The sequence below is a fragment of the Halobellus sp. Atlit-38R genome (genome assembly GCF_003665925.1).
GTDB classification, from domain to species: Archaea; Halobacteriota; Halobacteria; order Halobacteriales; family Haloferacaceae; genus Haloquadratum; species Haloquadratum inordinatus.
In genome coordinates this window covers 1-602 of sequence record NZ_QXIJ01000133.1, presented here as the reverse complement: position 1 = coordinate 602, position 602 = coordinate 1, and the positions used below count along the sequence as shown (strand labels likewise).

Here is a 602-nt window from a genome sequence, read left to right as displayed (position 1 = left end):
GTGACGAACCACCAGTCGTAGTAGTCGAGTTCGTCGTCGTCTTCGGCTTCGGCTTTGCGTTCTTCGGCGTCGGCGTCGGTGCCGGGGGGCGACAGGAGGACGCGGTCGCCGAATTTCTCGTTTTCGGGCCAGTCGGCGGGGGCGGCGACGCCTTCGGCGTCGCTCATCTGGAGCGCGCGCAGCGAGCGGAGGATCTCGTCGATGTTGCGGCCGATCTCCATCGGGTACGTGAGGACGATGCGGACGGTCCCCTCGGGGTCGATGAGAAAGACGCTCCGGACGGTGGAGGTGCCCGCGCCCGGGTGGATCATTCCGAGGCGCTGGCCGACCGAGCCCTGGTCGTCAGCGATGATCGGGAACTGAATGTCGACGTCGAGGTTCTCCTCGATCCACTCGGTCCACTTGATGTGCGAGTGTACGCGGTCGACCGACAGCCCGAGCAGTTCGGCGTTCAGCTCTTCGAACTCGTCACGGCGCTGCTCGAAGGCGACGAACTCGGAGGTACAGACGGGGGTGAAGTCGCCCGGATGGCTGAACAGGACGAGCCACTTGCCCTCGTAGTCGTCGGGGATAGTTAGTTCGCCGTGGCTCGTCTCCACGGT

Annotated in this window: 1 protein-coding gene; it reads right to left on the bottom strand. The window is 65.1% G+C overall.

Annotated elements, in window-relative coordinates:
• Positions 1-599: peroxiredoxin (locus tag D3D02_RS18525; protein WP_121571337.1), on the bottom strand; the 599-nt coding region annotated here is incomplete at its 3' end.
• Between the last annotated feature and the right edge of the window lie 3 nt (positions 600-602).